General features: G+C 67.3%; 15 protein-coding genes. 10 read left to right on the top strand and 5 right to left on the bottom strand.

Annotation, left to right across the window (positions count from 1 at the left end; genetic code table 11):
• From VGK20_09795 to VGK20_09805, 3 genes are all read left to right on the top strand, one after another.
• Positions 1 to 716 (top strand): lipase maturation factor family protein (locus VGK20_09795; protein HEY2774326.1); only part of this gene is annotated, 716 nt, incomplete at its 5' end.
• Between the two features lie 97 nt (positions 717 to 813).
• Entirely contained in the window at positions 814 to 1,461 is a 648-nt protein-coding gene (locus VGK20_09800) for a nitroreductase family protein (GenBank protein HEY2774327.1), read from the top strand.
• A gap of 116 nt (positions 1,462 to 1,577) precedes the next feature.
• Positions 1,578 to 2,855 (top strand): AmpG family muropeptide MFS transporter, encoded by a 1,278-nt coding sequence (locus VGK20_09805; GenBank protein HEY2774328.1) that lies wholly within the window; start codon positions 1,578 to 1,580, stop codon positions 2,853 to 2,855.
• Positions 2,856 to 2,877: 22 nt separating this feature from the next.
• Here VGK20_09805 and VGK20_09810 read toward each other — a convergent pair whose 3' ends face one another.
• Positions 2,878 to 3,783 carry an alpha/beta hydrolase gene (locus tag VGK20_09810; GenBank protein HEY2774329.1) on the bottom strand — a complete coding sequence of 302 codons (906 nt, stop codon included), beginning with the start codon at positions 3,781 to 3,783 and terminating at the stop codon, positions 2,878 to 2,880.
• A gap of 167 nt (positions 3,784 to 3,950) precedes the next feature.
• On the opposite strand from VGK20_09810, the gene VGK20_09815 reads away from it, so the two are divergent.
• Both VGK20_09815 and aguB read left to right on the top strand, forming a co-directional pair.
• On the top strand, positions 3,951 to 5,051 hold the full coding sequence (locus VGK20_09815) for an agmatine deiminase family protein (GenBank protein HEY2774330.1): 1,101 nt from the start codon (positions 3,951 to 3,953) through the stop codon (positions 5,049 to 5,051).
• Positions 5,048 to 5,914, top strand: a complete 867-nt coding sequence (aguB, locus tag VGK20_09820) for an N-carbamoylputrescine amidase (GenBank protein HEY2774331.1) — start codon at positions 5,048 to 5,050, stop codon at positions 5,912 to 5,914. Before VGK20_09815 ends, aguB begins: the two co-directional genes overlap by 4 nt.
• A 5-nt stretch (positions 5,915 to 5,919) precedes the next feature.
• On the opposite strand, the gene VGK20_09825 is transcribed toward aguB, so the two are convergent.
• Positions 5,920 to 6,402: a pyridoxamine 5'-phosphate oxidase family protein gene (locus VGK20_09825; protein HEY2774332.1), complete on the bottom strand. Its 483-nt coding sequence runs from the start codon at positions 6,400 to 6,402 to the stop codon at positions 5,920 to 5,922.
• A 157-nt stretch (positions 6,403 to 6,559) separates the two neighbouring features.
• On the opposite strand from VGK20_09825, the gene VGK20_09830 reads away from it, so the two are divergent.
• Entirely contained in the window at positions 6,560 to 7,927 is a 1,368-nt protein-coding gene (locus tag VGK20_09830) for a TIGR01777 family oxidoreductase (protein ID HEY2774333.1), read from the top strand.
• 289 nt (positions 7,928 to 8,216) lie between these two features.
• Positions 8,217 to 9,182, top strand: a complete 966-nt coding sequence (locus VGK20_09835; protein HEY2774334.1) for a ferritin-like domain-containing protein — start codon at positions 8,217 to 8,219, stop codon at positions 9,180 to 9,182.
• A 102-nt stretch (positions 9,183 to 9,284) separates the two neighbouring features.
• Here the strand turns inward: VGK20_09835 and VGK20_09840 are convergent, their stop codons facing one another.
• Positions 9,285 to 10,124, bottom strand: a complete 840-nt coding sequence (locus VGK20_09840; protein HEY2774335.1) for an enoyl-CoA hydratase/isomerase family protein — start codon at positions 10,122 to 10,124, stop codon at positions 9,285 to 9,287.
• Between the two features lie 209 nt (positions 10,125 to 10,333).
• Between VGK20_09840 and VGK20_09845 the strand changes: the two genes are divergently transcribed.
• Positions 10,334 to 10,825 carry a universal stress protein gene (locus VGK20_09845; protein ID HEY2774336.1) on the top strand — a complete coding sequence of 164 codons (492 nt, stop codon included), beginning with the start codon at positions 10,334 to 10,336 and terminating at the stop codon, positions 10,823 to 10,825.
• A gap of 21 nt (positions 10,826 to 10,846) precedes the next feature.
• On the opposite strand, the gene VGK20_09850 is transcribed toward VGK20_09845, so the two are convergent.
• The gene (locus VGK20_09850; protein HEY2774337.1) at positions 10,847 to 11,215 is read right to left on the bottom strand and encodes an AraC family ligand binding domain-containing protein; all 369 of its coding nucleotides are present in this window, start codon (positions 11,213 to 11,215) and stop codon (positions 10,847 to 10,849) included.
• Between the two features lie 160 nt (positions 11,216 to 11,375).
• Between VGK20_09850 and VGK20_09855 the strand changes: the two genes are divergently transcribed.
• A complete protein-coding gene (locus VGK20_09855; GenBank protein HEY2774338.1) occupies positions 11,376 to 12,260 on the top strand; it encodes an alpha/beta hydrolase in 885 nt (294 codons plus the stop codon).
• Positions 12,257 to 12,700, top strand: coding sequence for a TIGR03668 family PPOX class F420-dependent oxidoreductase (locus VGK20_09860; protein HEY2774339.1), 444 nt, complete (start codon positions 12,257 to 12,259; stop codon positions 12,698 to 12,700). The genes VGK20_09855 and VGK20_09860 overlap by 4 nt, the downstream gene beginning before the upstream one ends.
• Positions 12,701 to 12,710: 10 nt before the next feature.
• Here the strand turns inward: VGK20_09860 and VGK20_09865 are convergent, their stop codons facing one another.
• Positions 12,711 to 14,363, bottom strand: a complete 1,653-nt coding sequence (locus VGK20_09865) for a DUF1329 domain-containing protein (GenBank protein HEY2774340.1) — start codon at positions 14,361 to 14,363, stop codon at positions 12,711 to 12,713.
• Positions 14,364 to 14,684: the final 321 nt, after the last annotated feature.

The following is a 14,684-nucleotide window of genomic DNA, read 5'->3' on the forward strand; positions in this document are numbered from 1 at the left end:
GAAACTACACGTATTTCAACCTGCTGACGGTCGTGCTCTGCCTGTCGCTGCTGGACGACGACGTATTCGAGTCGGTGCAGAAGCGGATCCGGCGCAGTCGCACGCTCGTCGCGCGCTGGCCGGGCGAGCCGCTGCGCTGGAATGTTCTTCGCGTGCTGCGCGTGACGCTGGCCGCGCTGCTGGCGCTTCCGCTGGCGGCCGCCGGCGGAGCGCAGATGATCGCGCGCTTCGGCAGGCCCGACCTCGTGCCGCCGCTGGTCATGCGCGTGGCCGATGCGATCGAGCCGTGGCACCTGACGAGCAGCTACGGACTCTTTGCTGCAATGACGAAGCACCGGCCGGAGATCATCCTCGAAGGCAGCGAGGACGGCACGACGTGGAAGCCGTACCCGATGCGCTGGAAACCCGACGATCCGGCCAGGATGCCGCAATTCGTCGAGCCGCATCAGCCGCGGCTCGACTGGCAGATGTGGTTTGCCGCACTCGGCGACTGGAGGCACAACCCCTGGCTCGTCGAGGTCGAGCGACGGCTTCTCGATGCCTCGCCGCCGGTGCTGGCGCTGTTCGCCGACGATCCGTTCGACGGGCGAAAACCCCGCCAGGTGCGCGCGATGCTCTACGAGTACGAGTTCACCGACCTGCCCACGTGGCAGGAGACCGGAAACTGGTGGAAGCGTCGCCTCGTCGGTCCGTACTCTCCCCCCGTAACCCGCTGACTGGGGGATCGAGTCCTTCCGAGGCCGCTGGACCCTGGGCAAAATCCGGGACAGGAACGCGCTTTCGCATTTTTGAAGAGCGAAAGGAGGAACGAAGATGGATCTTTCCGCCGCTGATCGGCTGCTGACGACGACGCGCTCCGTGCGCAAGCGCCTCGACTATTCGCGGCCCGTGCCCGCCGATCTCGTGCAGCAGTGCATCGACATCGCGATCCAGGCGCCGACCGGTTCCAACGCGCAGGGCTGGTCGTTCGTCGTCGTCACGGACGCCGCAAAGAAAAAGGCGCTGGCCGACCTTTACCGGAAGGGCTTCGAGCTCTACGCCTCGGTGCCGAGGCCCGAGCGCGACCAGGCCGACATTCGCAGCAAGCAGATGCCGCGCGTGATCGATTCGGCGGTGTTCCTGGCCCAGACCCTCGAGCAGGCGCCCGTCTTCGTGATCCCGTGCATCGAGGGACGTTTCGAGGACCAGCCCCAGTTCGCGCAGGCATCGATGTACGGCTCGATCCTGCCTGCCGTGTGGTCCTTCATGCTGGCAGCGCGGGCCCGCGGCCTCGGATCGGCGTGGACGACGATCCACCTGATGTTCGAGAAGGAAGCGGCGCAAATTCTCGGCATTCCCGCCACCATCACCCAGGCTGCGCTGCTGCCGGTGGCCTGGTTCTCGGGCGAGGACTTCAAGCCTGCACGACGCATCCCGTCGCGCGAGATCACGTACTGGGACGCCTGGGGCAGGACACGCTGAGCGTCGGCACCGAGCCCGCCGAACCGATTTTCCCCGGAGCCCCGGCGCGCCCGACGAGCGCTTGCGCAGGGCCGCGTGCTGCGCGTGAGCGCGCAGCCGTGTAGCATCGGGCGCCGATGGCCGAGCGCGTCGACAGCAAGAGGACGGCGTCGATGCACTGGTCGCGGATGCTCGTCTGCGCAGTCATCGGCTTCTCGTCGGGCCTGCCGCTGTACCTGCTGATCAGCCTTGTTCCCGCGTGGCTGAAGACAGAAGGCCTGTCGCTGGCCACGATCGGCGCCTTCACGCTGGTGCAGCTCCCGTACACGTGGAAGTTCCTGTGGGCGCCGCTGGCCGATCGCTACGGCATTGCCGGGTTCGGGCGGCGGCGCACGTGGATGCTGCTGTCCCAGGTCGCGCTGATCGCCGCGATCATCGCGCTCGGCTTCAGCGATCCCGCGACGCAGTTCCGCCAGGTCGCGACGCTGGCCGCCCTCGTCGCGCTGCTCTCGGCGACGCAGGACATCGCGATCGATGCGTACCGGCGCGAGCTGCTGTCGGAGACCGAGCTCGGACTCGGCAACGCCATCCACGTCAACGCGTACAAGATCGCCGGCCTCGTGCCCGGCGCGCTGTCGCTGTACCTGGCCGACCACCTGCCGTGGTCGCGCGTCTACCTGATCACTTCGCTGTTCCTGATCCCCGGTGCGCTGCTGTCGCTGATGGTCTCCGAGCCGGCCGCTGCGGCAGCGGCGCCGCGCACGCTGAGGGACGCCGTCGTCGATCCCTTCGTCGAGTTTTTCCAGCGGCAGGGTGCACGAAGTGCGGCCCTCGTGCTGCTGTTCGTGTTCCTCTACAAGCTCGGCGATTCGCTCGCGACGGCGCTGGCCACGCCGTTCTACCTCGACATGGGTTTTTCGAAGACCGACATCGCGCTCGTCGCGAAGAACGCCGGGCTGTGGTGCAGCGTCGCCGGCGGCCTTCTCGGCGGCCTGTGGATGGTCCGCCTCGGCATCCATCGCGCGCTGTGGATCTTCGGCGTCGCGCAGGCGCTGTCGATCCTCGGCTTTGCGTGGCTGGCGTCGTCGGGTTCGGCGCCGCCCGATTCATCGCGTCTGATCGCGCTCGGCATCGTCATCGGCATCGAGGCGTTCGGAGTCGGCCTCGGCACGACGGCGTTCGTCGCCTACCTCGCGAGCATGACGAACCCGGCGTTCGCCGCCACGCAGTTCGCGCTGTTGTCGAGCCTGATGGCTCTCCCGCGCACGCTGATCAACTCCGGTGCCGGTGTCGTCGTCCAGTCTCTCGGCTGGACGTCGTTCTTCTATCTTTGCTTCGCGCTGTCGCTGCCGGGCATTGCGCTGCTGCCTCGCATTGCCGCGTGGACCGGCGACCAGAACCGGTCCGCCGTCTGATCGAAGCGCCTGCTGCGCGCAGTCAGGTGGGGGCGTCTTCGCCGGCCAGGAAATCGACGATGGCGCGCGAGACGGCGTCCGGCTCCTCGAGCTGAAGCCAGTGCCCAGCGACGGGGAAATGGCGGACCGCGAGATCCGGGATCCACTCTTCGAGGCCTTCGGCAAGGCTCGGCAGCAGATACGGGTCGCGGTCGCCCCATAGCAGCAGGGTCGGAATCCGGATCGACGGCACGTCCGCCTGCCCGAAGCGGCGCCCGCGGCGGAACATCGCGCGGTAGTAATTCAAGGCCGAGGTGGCGGCGCCGGGCCTTACGAATGCCTCGCGGTAGCGCATCGCCTCCCCGCGCGCGAACGCGTCGCTGCTTCGAACCTCGCGCCGGAACATTTCGCCGACCGCTCGCGCGTGGCGTGCGGTGAGCAGCAGCTCCGGAAGCCATGGAATCTGGAAAAACAGCACGTACAGCGAATGCAGCCACTGCCGCCTCGTGAACAGGTCGCGGCGATAGGCGGCGGGGTGCGGAGCATTGAGGATGACGAGCTTGTCGAAGCTCTCCGGATGCCGCATCGCCGCGTACCACGCGACGATGCCACCCCAGTCGTGCCCGACCAGCATCGCACGGCCGCCGCAGAGCTGGTCGACGAGCGTCACGATGTCGGCGACCAGCGAGTCGATGTCGTAGGCGCGGATGCCGCGCGGCTTCTCCGACGTGTTGTAACCGCGCATGTCGGGCGCGACGGCTTCGAAGCCGGCTTCGGCCAGCGCCGCCATCTGGTAGCGCCACGAGTACCAGAACTCGGGAAAGCCGTGCAGCAGCACCACGGGCCGGCCGTGTCCCGCACGGACCACGTGAAGACGTACCGGGCCGGCGACGACGTCGTCATGACGCCAGCTCGCGTCGACCGGCGGCGATGTTGCGTGGGCGGCCATCGGGCGCGTTCTCGTCCAAGGACGGTGACGGTTCAATCGCAATCGCTGTAGCTAAGGCGAGGTACCCGGAGCGTCGGCCGATGACGGCGGCGATTCCCCGCTTGCGGCGGACGCGCGCGGCCAGGCGCCGTTTGCAACGCTGGGCAGGACACGCGCAAAAGGGCGCGATGGGCGCTACCACGGCACAGGGACCTCCGGCGTCCGCCGTCGCGAGGCGCGACTGGCCGCGCGGCTGCGGTTTTCGCATGCCGGCCGAGTGGGAGCGCCACCGCGCCGTGTGGACGGCATGGCCTTGCGATCGTGAGTTGTGGGGCGACGACATCGAAGCGGCCCAGGTCGAGTTCACTCTGCTGTGCCGGGCCATTGCCGGCGGCGGGTCCGTCGCCGGCTTGGAGCCCGAGCTCCTGGAGATCCTGGTTGCAGATGACCTGGCCGAGCGCGAAGCCGCAACCGCGCTGGCGGGACTGAAGGCGCGTTTTCATCGCATCCCGTACGGCGACATCTGGCTGCGCGACACCGCGCCGATCTTCGCGACCGGCGACGACGGCGAAGTCGCCGCCATCTGCTTTCGTTTCAACGGCTGGGGCGAGAAGTTCCTGTTCGGTGCCGATCTCGCGCTCTCGCGCGCCGTCAGGCAGGCTTCCGGCGTGCACAGCTTCGACGTGCCGATGATCTTCGAAGGCGGCGCCATCGAGATCGACGGCGAGGGCACCGCGATCACGACGGCCCAGTGCCTTCTCAATCCGAACCGCAATCCGGCGATGAGCCGCGAAGAGATCGAGTCCTGCCTGTCCGATGCGCTGGCTGTCGACAAGCTGCTGTGGCTCGCGGACGGACTCGCCGGCGACCACACCGACGGTCACGTCGACACGCTCGTGCGTTTCGCGTCCCCGGGCCGCGTCCTGTGCATGGAAGCGCGCGACGACGACGATCCCAATCGCGACGTGCTCGAGGCCATTCGCGACGACCTCTCGTCGATGCGCGACGCCGCGGGGCGCAGCCTCGAGACCGTGGCGCTTCCGTCGCCAGGCCTGATCGAGGACTCGCAAGGGGAGCCGATGCCGGCGAGCTACGTGAACTTCTACATTTCCAATACGACCGTCGTCGTGCCGACCTACGGCAGCCGCCACGATGCCGAGGCCGTTTCGGTGATCGCGTCGTGCTTTCCCGGACGACGAACCATCGGCAGACCGGCGCGTGCGATCCTTTCGGGCGGCGGAGCATTCCATTGCATCACGCAGCAGGAGCCCGCGGGGACAAGGTCGTGAGCGACCGCACCGTCAAGGTCGCCGTCGTCCAGTGTGCGCTCGGCGCCGCGCGCGAGCGCAACGTGGCGCGCGTCGAAGACCTGGTGCGCGAAGCGGCATCCGGCGGCGCCGACGTGGTGGTTCCTCCCGAGCTTTTCGAGGGACCGTACTTCTGCAAGACCGAGGACGAGGCGTGGTTTTCCGCCGCGCGCCCGGCCGAAGGCAACGAGACGATCGCGACGTTTTCCGCGCTCGCCGCGTCGCTCGAAGTGGTGGTGCCGGTGTCGTTCTTCGAGAAAGACGGGCCGCACTACTACAACTCGCTTGCGATGATCGATGCCGACGGGCGTGTGCTCGGCATCTACCGCAAGAGCCACATCCCCGACGGTCCCGGTTACGAAGAAAAGTTCTACTTCCGTCCCGGCGATACCGGCTTTCGCGTGTGGCCGACGCGTCGCGGCCCGATCGGCGCCGGCATCTGCTGGGACCAGTGGTTCCCCGAGTGTGCGCGCGCGATGATGCTGCAGGGTGCGGAGCTGCTCGTGTATCCGACCGCGATCGGCAGCGAGCCTCACGATCCCTCACTCGACACGCGCGGGCCGTGGCAGCGCGCGATGCTCGGGCACGCCGTCTCGAACGTCGTTCCCGTGGCTGCGGCCAACCGCATCGGGGACGAGGACGGACAGGTGTTCTACGGGCACTCCTTCGTCTCGAGCCATCGCGGCGAGATCCTGTGCGAGCTCGACGCGACCACCGAAGGCGTGGCGATGGCGACGTTCGACCTCGATGAAGTTGCGCGCGCGAGGGCCGCCTTCGGCTTTTTCCGCGACCGGCGCACCGATCTTTACGGTGCGCTCGCCGGCGCAAAGCCCGCGAAGCACTGATCCGGCTACTCTCTCGCGCAGACCTTCTGCGCGCCCATCGCGTGCACGCGAGTCAGCGTGACCTCCACGTCCACCACCTTCCTCGGCCGCCCGCTCTGCGCGGGGCGTGCGTCGCGAAGACTGCCTTCGATCTCGCGGGCGCGGCCGTAGAGGATGGCGACGGCGCCGTCCTCGTTCCACGCCGTGAACGACACACGGGTGTTGGATTCGAGGTCGCGGCGCCGCGTTGCGTCCTCGTAAACGAGGACGCGCAGCGTCGCGCCGCAAAGCTCGGCATGAACGGGCGCCGAATGCGGCTGGCCGTGCGCCCCGACCGTCGTCATCGCGACCATGCGAATGCCGCGCCAGAACTCGAACAGGTCGCGCGCGCCCATGCGTCTTGGTGGCCACGCAACCGAGTCGGCGAGCGCGCCGGCGGCGGCAGCGCCGCTGGCCGCGAGAACAGCATCCAGGGCAGCGATCGTCTGGTCGTTCTCGGTCGTCTTCATGCTTCCGGATAGCACGATCGCCGGCGGCGGCCACACGGCGCTTCCATCCAGACATCGTCCAGACATCGTCCAGACATTGCCCGGACATTGCCCCGATATTGCGCGCCGCTCCCGTCTTGGGCACAAGATCAGATCCGGGCCTCGCTGGCCCGTTCCAATGCGGGTTCTCGTCACCGGTGCTACCGGACTCGTCGGTCGTCATCTGGTCCGCCGCCTGATCGACGGCGGTCATGAAGTCGTCGCCCTCACGCGCAACCTCGACGACGCCAGCGTCAACCTTCCGGTGCGCTGCGTGATCCATGAATGGGTGCCCGAGCAGGGTCATCTGGACGACCGTGCCCTGGAGGGAGTCGACGGCGTCGTGCACCTGGCCGGCGAGAGCGCCAGCGACGGCAAATGGAGCGTGGTGCGCCGCGACGCGCTGATGCAGTCCCGCATCGACGGAACCCGCACCCTGGTGAGCGCGATCGCTTCGCGCGCGCCCGAAGACAGGCCCTGGGTGCTGGTTTCGGCCTCCGGCATCGGCATCTACGGGGAGCGGGGAGACGAGGTCCTCACCGAAACCTCGCCGCCCGGCGAAGGCTACCTGGCCGAAGTCTGCGTCGCGTGGGAGAATGAGGCGCGCCGCGTCGAAGCTGCCGGGCTTCGCTGGGTGGCGCTTCGCACCGGGCTCGTGCTCGCTCGCGACGGCGGGGCCCTGCCGCACGTGCTGCCGGCCTTCCGCCTCGGCCTCGGCGGGCGCTACGGCAACGGCCGCCAGTGGATGAGCTGGATCCACGTCGACGACCTCGTCTCCCTCTACGTCGCCGCACTGGAAAACCGCGATTACGAGGGGCCGATCAACGCGGTTTCGCCGCAGCCGATCACCAACGGGCAGTTTGCCGACGCGCTGGCGGCGGCGACGCGGCGACGCGCGATGGTGGCGGTGCCGTCGTCGGTGATCGGGATGATTCTCGGCGAGCGGGCCGGCCTCGTGCTGACCGGACAGCGGGTGGCGGCGACGGCGCTCGAGGAGACGGGCTTCGCGTTCCGCTTCACCGACATCGCGGCGGCGCTCGCGGACCTCTGCATCGACAATGCGAAGACGTTCGAACAGGAGATCTGGTTCAACCTCGAGCGCGAGGATGTCTTTCGCTTCTTTTCCGACGCGCACAACCTCGAGATGATCACGCCGGGGTTCCTTCGCCTCCAGATCACCAAGATCCCCGATGACGGGCTGCGCGAAGGGGCGTTGGTCGAATACAAGCTGAGGCTTCACGGAGTGCCGGTGCGATGGCGCACGCGGATCGATCTGTGGGACCCGCCGAGCCTGTTCGTCGACTCGCAGGTGCGCGGCCCTTACCGCAGCTGGCAGCACACGCACTCGTTCGAGCCGCTCGACGGCGGCACGATGATTCGCGACGTCGTGCGCTACGAGCTGCCGTTCGGCGCCCTCGGCGACCTCGTCGCCGGAAAGCTCGTCGAGAAGGACGTCGCTCTCATCTTTGCGTACCGGCGCACCAGGCTTCTGGAACTGCTCGCATAGGCGCGAATCGGGTTTCCGCCCGCAGCGGGGCGGCCGAGGCCGACCCGCCCGGGGGGCCTTGCGACGCATTACGCAGCCACGCAACATTCGGTAATAGCAACGTTTTTTGAGATTTCCGGTTCGATTTCCGGCGACCCGTTGACATGGATAGTGGCGCTATCTACTTGTCGCCCCCGACTGGCCGGGGCGGCGAAGCTGTGCCCGGCGCAAGGCAACAAGGGCCAACTGCGTTGGCCCGGGACAGAAGCATGGCCAACCGCGTTGGCCCGGAACAAGAGGAGGGCCAACCATGTTCTCATCGACGTCGGCCGAGGCGCTGCCCACCGAGTACGATCTCAACTACGTCTGGGACTACTCGACGAAAGAGGAAGGGCTGCGCAACCTCTACGAGAAGTCGAAGCTGGGGCACTGGAACGCCAAGGTCGATCCGGACTGGACGACCGACGTCGATCCCCAGGCCGAGAACATCCCCGACCAGACGATCCCCTGGTACGGCACCTCGCACTGGAACAAGCTTTCCGACCAGAACATCCGCGAGCTGCGTCACTCGGGCCAGGCCTGGACGCTCAGCCAGTTCATGCACGGCGAGCAGGGCGCGCTGATGGTGGCGGCCCAGCTCGTCAACTGCGTTCCCGACATCGATGCGAAGTTCTACGCAGCGCAGCAGGCGGCAGACGAGGCGCGCCACGTCGAGGCCTACGAGCTGTACCTCAGCCGCAAGCTGCAGAAGGAATACCCTTGCAACCCGGAGCTGAGGACGCTGCTCGACGAGATCCTCACGGCGCGCGAGTGGGACATCAAGTATCTCGGCATGCAGATCCTCGTCGAGGGCCTGGCCCTTGCGGCGTTCGGAATGCAGAACCAGATCACGCGCGAGCCGCTGATCAAGGACATCACGTCGCGCATCATGGGCGACGAGTCGCGCCACGTGGCGTTCGGCGTGCTCTCGCTGCGCGAAGCCTACAAGGAGATGTCAGACGCGGAGCTGAAAGTCCGCGAGGAATTTGCCGTCGAGGCTTCCTACCTGATGCGTGACCGGCTGCTGCCCAGGGTCCTGTGGGACGAGCTCGGGCTTCCGGTGCGGGAGATGGAAGAGATCAGCGACCGCTCCGAGACGATGAAGCAGTTCCGCACGATGCTGTTCTCGAAGATCGTGCCGAACGTCAAGCGCCTCGGCCTGCTCAACGACCGCCTGCGCGGCCAGTTCGGAAAGCTCGGCATCCTCGGGTTCGAGGACTGGGAAGCTTCGGCCTGAGTGGGGCGTTGGGGTCAGGCACCAGCGCTGGGGTCAGGCACCAGCGCGCATCAATCGGGCACCGGAGCCGAGTTTATGCGCGCTGGTGCCTGACCCCATTTTTCACCGCTTCCCCGCCAGCGTCTCGGCCAGCGTGCCGAGATCTCCCGTCTCCATTGCGCGCGTCTGGCCGCCGAGAGCCAGGAACTCGGCCATGCGCCGCTTGGCCTCCGCCGTCGGCAGCGTCTGGTTGAACGCGTGGGCTTCGTCGAGCAGCCCTTCTTCGACTCCGTGCTCGGCGGAATTCACCAGCGCCTTGGCAAGACGGATCGCGTCGGGAGGAAAGCTCGCGATGCGCAGCGCCAGCGTCTCGACGAAAGGTCCGAGCTCGTGCGGAGGAAGCGCGCGGTTCACGTAGCCGTAGCGCTCGGCAACGTCGGCCGGGAAATCCTGGCATCCGAGAACGATCTCCAGCGCGCGGCCGCGCCCGCACAGGCGCGGAAGCCGCTGCGTGCCGCTGCCGCCCGGAAGAATGCCGAGCGCCACCTCGGGCTGGCCGAGCACGGCCTTGCCGAGCGCCGCAAAGCGCATGTCGAGCGACAGCACGAACTCGCTGCCGCCTCCGCGCGTCTTCCCTTCGATTTTCGCGATGCTGACCTTCGGCATCGTGCGGAAGCGGTCGACCATCGCATGGAAGAACGACGGGCGCGCCTGGCGCGGCGGAGCGTCGTCGGGAAGCTGCTGGATCAGCGAGACGTCGGCGTGCGCGATGAAGAAGTCGGGGTCGGCGCTGTCGAAGACGACGACGCGCACGTCGGGATCGATCTCGACCTGCCGGCCCAGGCTGTCGATCTCCTGCATCAGCGCGACGTCGAACAGGTTGATCGGAGGATGATCGATCGTCGCGAACAGCACTGCGCGATCGACGCGGATTTTCAGGCACTGATAGCTGTCGTAAGCCAAGCGAATGTCTCCTTGCCGCATCCGAGGCATCGGCGCGGCAGCAGCGCCCGCCGAATCGCGTCGATGGCGAGCGGATCGAGTGTCGGGCCAGACTCCTAGCCGCCGCCGCCGCGAGTCGCAACGCTTGCCGCGAACGGCTGCCACTGAGAAGATCGATGCGGCAGCGCGCGCGGCCGGCTCGCGCCCCTTCGCACCGCAAGGAGTGCAGCATGAAGCGCTTCAAACAGATCCTCGCGACTACCGATCTCTCTCCCGAATCGTTCGCAGCTGTGCAATACGCGGCGCACCTGGCCGAAGGGCAGGGCGCCCGCCTGACGGTGCTGCACGTCCCCCAGACGACGACGCTGCTGTTCACCGACTTCGCGCCGCCGGTCGACCTGCTGAGCCTGGACCGCACGATCGCGGACGCCGGCCGCGAAGCCCTCGAGGGCTGGGTTTCCCGTCACCTGAAGGGGCGCGTCAAGCCGCGCATCCTCATCCGCTCGGGCGTCACGCACGAGATCGTCTGCAAGACGGCCTCCGAGGTCGACGCGAGCCTCATCGTGATGGCGACGCACGGGCGACGCGGCCTCGGCCACGTGATCCTCGGCAGCGTCACCGAGCGTGTGCTGCGCGAGGCGCCGTGTCCGGTGCTCGTCGTGAGGCCGCCGACTCCCGATCCGAAGAAGAAGGCGAAAAAGGCGGCGGCAAAAAAGAAGTAGTGCCGCCGGCCGCAGCGGTGCTCAGTGCTCTTCGTCGCGGTTCACGGTCTGCGGCGAGAACGCCTCCATGCAGATCGCAATGTACTCGGCGCCGCCGTCAAACGGCGAGCTGTAGCGCACCCACTCGCCGGGCTCGGTGATCACGGCCTGGCCACCGTCGACGAGCATCACGCCGCCTTCGTGCTCGACGCGAAGGCGTCCGGCCAGCACGACGGTAATCTCGCGGAACTGCGGCCTCTGTCCCGGCTCCGACCAACCGGCGGGCGAGCGCATGCGGGCGACGCTTACCGCGGTATCGCCGGTGCTGACGCGACCGACGTACTCGTCGATCCTCTTCGGAGGCTTTCCGGTCGCGACGATCGAAGTGGGAGCGGAGATCAGTCTGGGCATCGGCTTGACCCTCGGGTCCTTGGTGCATAGCCTCCGCGCGCCGATCTTGCACCTCCTGCGCGCGAGCCGGGTACGAGCACCTGGTACGAGGCACGAGTACGAGCCACCTGTTACGAGGCACGGGTACAATCCACCCGGTACGAGGCACGAGTACGCTCCATTGGAAACGCCCCCGTCAGTCCCCATTTCCGTTCGTGACCATCGTCGCATCGAATTCGCCGGCAGCGGAGGCATCCGGCTGGTCGCCGACGCCGTCGGTGACGAGTCCGCACCTCCTGTCCTGCTGCTGCACGGCGGCGGGCAAACCCGCCACGCGTGGGGTGCGACGGCGACGAGGCTCGCGCAGGCCGGATTCTATGCCGTGACGCTGGACCTTCGCGGCCACGGCGAAAGCGAATGGGCCAGCGACGGAGACTACGAGATTGCGTCTTTTGCGGCCGACATCCTCGCGGTTTCTTCCCAGCTTCCGGCAGCGCCCGCGCTGGTCGGAGCATCGCTCGGGGGAATCGCGAGCATGGTGTGCGAGCACGTGCACCCGCTCGCGACGGCCGTCGTGCTCGTCGACATTACGCCGCGTATGGATCCCGAAGGCGTGCAGCGCATCGTCGGCTTCATGAACGCGTTTCCCGGCGGATTCGCGACGATCGACGAGGCGGCCGACGCAATTTCCGAATATCTCCCGCACCGCCCGCGTCCTCGCGACACCAGCGGACTGGCCAAGAACCTGCGTCTCGGCGAGGACGGTCGCTACCGGTGGCACTGGGATCCGCGTTTTCTCTCCGGCCCTCCGCGAAGCTCGCACGAGCACTATCCCGAGCGCATGAACAACGCCGCGCGCTCCCTTACGGTGCCGGTGCTGCTGGTGCGCGGTCGCATGAGCGAGATCGTCAGCGAACAGGGCGTGCGCGAGTTTCTCGAGATGGTGCCTCATGCCGAGTACGTGGACGTCGAGGACGCTTCGCACATGGTCGCCGGCGATCGCAACGACGCGTTCTGCGACGGCGTGATCGAGTTCCTCAAGCGCAAGCTTCTCGGCGCGCCGTGAAGCTCGAAGGCGACGCTCGCGGCCGCGCTCTGGCGCGCTTTGCCGCCGCGCGCGTCGGACACCTTGCCACCGCATCGCCGTCGGCGATCCCTCACGTCGTGCCGCTTTGCTTCGTCGTGGTCGGCGAAGCGGTCTACTCGGTGATCGACGACAAGCCCAAGCCGCGCGGCCGCGTGCTGCAGCGCCTTCGCAACATCCAGCGCAATCCACATGCGAGCGTACTGGTCGACCGTTACGACGACGACTGGTCGAAGCTGTGGTTCGTGCTCGTCCAAGGCGAAGCGGGACAGGTCGAGGACGATGCGGAGTACGCCGCTGCGCTCGAGGCACTGCGCAGCAAGTATCCGCAGTATCACTCGATGCCGCTCGCGCGTGCGACCCATCCGATGATCCGCGTGCGGATCGCAGAGGTGGTCGGCTGGAATCCCGGCGGCGACTGACCGGCTTCGATCAGCGCCCGGTTTCGATGAAGTGTGACACCGAGAACACTTCCTCGGTGGTCCCTTCCTTGTCGCCGAAATTGAAGTACCAGCCTTCCTCCTGCGGCGTGCTCGGCGAGGGAAGCTGACAGCGCGTCGCGTGGTTGAGCTGGATGTCCATCATCGACAGCGCGGGGATGTAGAACTGGTCGTAGTCGTAGACCGCTTTCTTGGCGGTCGGGATCGGCTTCTTCCCGAAAGCCCAGGTCTGCACGAGGCTCTTCCACAGCGCGCCCTTCAGGTCGTAGATCTCGGTGTAAGGGATCAGCAGGCTCTCGCGGTCCAGGTACAGCACCCGCTGGCCGAAGTTGTAGCCGCCGAGGCGGGAGACGGCCAGAAGAATGTAGACCTCGCGCGGCTCCCAATCGTCTTCCTGCAGGAAGTCGGCGGGCGGCGGCTGGAACTTGGCCGGAAGATTTTTCGCGTGAAGAACGCCGAGCACCGTCTTCTTGCCGAGGTACTTCCAGTCGCTCCATGCCGGATTGCCGGCGTAGCCTGCGTAGCTGTCCAGGTCGATGTCCTGGCCGAACACGCCTTCGGAGCGCTGCGCGCTGCTCAGGCGCCGCACGCGCTTGAATTGCGGGAAATACAGCCACGAATCGTCGGGGCGGGCAGGGTCGATGTAGCGGATGTACGTGAAGCCGGCGCCCTTCAGGTCGAACGGCTCCTGGACCGCGCCGAGCATCTCGCGGTAGCGGATGCCCTCGGTGGTCGGCCACGTCGGCTTGGGATCGACGTGAAAGCGGCCCGTGTAGAAGATGCGGCGGAAGTTCTCGGTGTCGTAGTGCCGCTCGACCTGCATCGCCTGGCCGGGAGCGATCGGTCCGGTGTCGCAGCCGAAGTTTCGCACGGCCACGTCGTCGACCGAGATCCTGTTCTCGAAGTTGAACATCATCTTGATCGCGACGTCGGGGTCGTCGTCGTTGACGAGCGGGAACGGGATTCCCGCGACGAAGTTCTTCATCGAGTTCTTGTCGGCGGTCAGCTCGACCTGCGGGCTGTACTTGCGCGTCGCTTCTTCGCGAAACGGCTCGAGCGGAGCGGGCTTGGCCGCGATGACGGGAAGCGTGGCGCCGCGCGAGACGGCCCACTGGATCGACGGGCCGAGCAGATGCTTCCAGCGCTCGAGGTTGTTCTTCGAAACGATCGTTCCCGGCGGCGGGATGTCCTGCGGCGAGCCCCGGACCGGCGCGCCCTGCGCGACCGGTGCAGCTTCGGCGGCGCGCTGCGGCTTGGACGGCGGCGGCGCTTCGGCCGGCGCCGCCTGCTCGGGCGCGGCCGGCGCAGCCTTCACGACGGCCTTGGACGGTTTTCTCGGAGCAGGTCTGGCGACGGCCTTGCCTCTCTCGGGCTTTCCCGCCGGCGCAGCGGGCTCAGGCTGCGCTTCCTGACGGGTCTCGGCAGGCTCGGCGGCGGCGGGCGCGGCCGGTTGGGCAGCGGGTTGCGCAGCCGGCGGCGGCTTCGCTTCCTGCGCGGCACGCGACGGCAGCCCGAGCATCTTGCGCAGCGTCTCGACGTCGGTGCCGGCGGGAGCCGGAACGATTCCACCTTCGGGAGATGGGCGGCCTTCCTGCGCGAGCACGCGCGCTCCAGCGGCGAGGACGACGAACGCGACGAGCGTCACCTGGGCTGCGCGAAGCGCGCCCAGGAAAAAGCGCTCTTGCAGGGTGCGTCGTCCCCGCGGGACGGCACGAAATTGATCGGAAAGCCTCTTCACTGAACCGTGTCCCCTCGGTCCTACGAGCCCTGTCCCCTGCCGGAATATCCGGCGTGTTCCCCCCTCTATGGGGACAGCAGCAGTGATGCAAGAAATCCGTGCAAGGCCTTAACATTCATGCAACTGGCATTTCTCGCGGACGTCTTGCTCGCACTGCGTCCTCAGGTCTTTAGATGATCGTAAGGGGCTCGAGTGGGGCCCCTATCTGGGGAAACTGGGGCGGGTCTT

The organism is Candidatus Binatia bacterium, from assembly GCA_036493895.1.
In the GTDB taxonomy this organism is placed as follows: domain Bacteria; phylum Desulfobacterota; class Binatia; order UBA1149; family CAITLU01; genus DATNBU01.